Annotated in this window: 1 protein-coding gene and 1 pseudogene; one reads left to right on the top strand and one right to left on the bottom strand. The window is 57.0% G+C overall.

The window, feature by feature from the left end; all coding sequences use genetic code 11:
* Positions 1–202: 202 nt before the first annotated feature.
* The gene (locus IEX84_RS14470; protein ID WP_188873265.1) at positions 203–1,405 is read right to left on the bottom strand and encodes a Cdc6/Cdc18 family protein; all 1,203 of its coding nucleotides are present in this window, start codon (positions 1,403–1,405) and stop codon (positions 203–205) included.
* Between the two features lie 877 nt (positions 1,406–2,282).
* Here IEX84_RS14470 and IEX84_RS14665 point away from each other — a divergent pair.
* Positions 2,283–2,548, top strand: a pseudogene (locus tag IEX84_RS14665) (type II toxin-antitoxin system HicB family antitoxin).
* Positions 2,549–2,630: the final 82 nt, after the last annotated feature.

Below are 2,630 nucleotides of genomic sequence, written 5' to 3'. Positions count from 1 at the left end.
GTCGTCTATAACATCAAGCGGGCTGTGAAACAGTGAATTCCACCGCCGTATGGCGATTCAACACAGCCGGTGCAGCGGAAGACCGCTAGTGGCGAGAATAGCGGAGTACAGACAGCCCAGAGGGCTGTATTCAAAATCGCGATACGGGTACGCTGTTCTACTGACGAATAACCGGCTAGGGCTCTACAGAACCTAACGGGAACTATTCCCAGAGGTCGCCGGTGCGGCCGTCGTGTCGGAGGACATCGCGAGCAAGGTCAGGGCGGATGCTGAATTCGTATTCGTAGTAGCTGCCGCCGTTCGGGCCTTCGTTTTGTTCGTTGACGTCGAGGAAGCCCTTGAGGGTGAGTTGGCTGAGGTTGTCGTGGATGGTGCGGTCGGAGACGACGTCCGCACCAAGTTGCTTCGCTGCGATCGAGTAGCGCTCGTAGATCTTGGAGCGCTTCGCGGGCGTCTTCCCGTCGTCGTCGAGCATGAGGAGGCCGTAGAGCGCAATTTTCGCCTGGGTAGGGAGCTTGGAGAGTTCGCTCTGGACTTTATCGCGTTCAACCAGATCGTCAGCCTGTCGGATGTGGTCTTCAGTGACCTCGTCAGCACCCTCATCGCGAGCGAGGTCGCCGGCCTTGTAGAGACGCTTCAATGCCTGCCGTGCACTCCCATACTTTTGGGCGGTTTGGGCAGCGCAGAGAGGGATGACGTCGCCGCTGAGCACGTCGTCGCGGAAGGCGTCCTGGGAGCGTTGGGTGAGGATTTTGCGGAGTTGGTTCGCGTCATAGGGCGGGAAGTGAATCTCCTCGTCGCAGAGGCTATCTGTGACGCGCGCACTGAGGCTCTCCCGGAACGTAAAGTCGTTCGAGATACCGATAACGCCAACCCAGGTACTCTCGACATTCCCGTTATCGTTGGCGCGTGGGAGTTCGTAGAGGAGGTTGTCATCACTGCCGATCGCGTCGATTTCGTCGAGAACAATGAGGCAGTGGGTAGCATCGAGCTCCTCAAGGTGCGTCCAGAGTTTGTTGTAGACGTCGCTGGCGGGGTGGCCAGTGGAGTTAATCTCCTCGTGTAGGTCGCGGAATTCGTTTACAAGATTGACAGCAACCTGGTAGCTGGACCCCATCGACTTGCAGACGAGGTTGACGGTATGGAGGTCAAGATGGTCGTAGTCGGCTTGGTCCTGGCGGAGGCGGTCGAGAACCATTCGGGTGGCAAGGGTTTTTCCGACGCCGGTTTCGCCGTAGAGGAAGATGTTCTTGGGTTGGGCGCCGTTGATGACTGGGCGAAGGGCGCTTTGGTAGGCGGCGAGTTCCTCGTCGCGCTCAAGGAGTTCGTCGGGCCGGTAGCTGTCTCGGAGCGCGGTTTCGTTCTTGAAGATGGTATTGTCGGGTGCGAACGGTGCGAGCCCCATTGGTGGTGTCATGGGACAGGAGTTACTTAAACACCTATGCTTCATGAGAGTCACGAGTCTCACGAGAGTTAGCGGTATATAAAACAGAGACACACCACTTTTCACGAGTATTGGAACTACAAGAGTAGAGCAGCCTACGACAACCCATTGAATGGGAAAAGAATAAGTAGAGCGTGCAGAAACAGTATCCGTAGTGGGTAGAAATAAGATTATTTCTGTCTAGTCTCTTTCTAGGAGAACCTTGTATCTTGTTTCACCCCGGCCCTTGATCATGGAAACTCTCGTGAAAAGTGGTGTGTCTCTCCCCCTCTGGAGTCCATAACAACTCTCGTGAAATCTGGTGTCTCCCTACCAGCCACCGCTATGCCATTCGCCCACAAACACTCGTGAAAAGTGGTGTGTGGGAGGTGCCGGCCACGGAAGTCACTGGACTATATCCGCCTTGAGTGCATCGAACCAGCTAGGAGGGGGAGCGCGCTTCGCGCCCACTGTCACACGCTCCAACATCGGCTAGCCCCTCCTCTGGCCGCGTCCCCGCTCCCAAGGGGGCCTAACACATGATTCGCTTACTCAAGCGAGTGCTCTCGCCCACAGCACAACCGGAGAGAGTCGTGGAGTGCCGGCGCTGCGGTGCGACCGTTAATCCTTCGACTAACGAATGCCCTGCCTGCGGGAGCACCGAAATTATCTGCCACCGCATCTCCTGACACGACGCTACTGTACGTGAGTTAACTCCGGAACCAGTGGAGGGCCCGCTTCGATTAACCAACACTGAACTAGAAACACCGCCATATGTTGGTTAAGATCGGTGTCGTTCCGCACAACGGGTGGTTGACAGCACCGGATAGTTACCGGTTAGCGGCCGAATTAGGCGATAATGGCTGGGTCGTCGAAGGAGAGTCCGCGTCCGGGGGAGATTCGGCTGTGGCGGGAGGACGACTGGTGGATCGCGACGGACGTTGAGACCGGCGTCACGACGCAAGGAAGTCGCGAGTTGACGCGTTAGAGAATCTCGATGAGGCAGTCGCGCTCCACAAGGGCGAGATCGGCCACGAACCGACCGATGCGGAACTCCGCGAGCTGGGGATCGACCCCGAGGCGACCACGACTCGCGACACCGACCGTCCGGACTTCCTCAAGTAGACGGAATATTCCGCCTAGAGGAATATTTATCCCGTCTGATTGCGTTGGGAGTAGTATGAAGAAACCGCGTGAGGAGTTGCAA

This window comes from Halarchaeum rubridurum, assembly GCF_014647115.1.
In the GTDB taxonomy this organism is placed as follows: Archaea; Halobacteriota; Halobacteria; order Halobacteriales; family Halobacteriaceae; genus Halarchaeum; species Halarchaeum rubridurum.
Note: the sequence above shows the minus strand (reverse complement) of the source record. Positions and strands in the feature narration are given on the sequence as shown.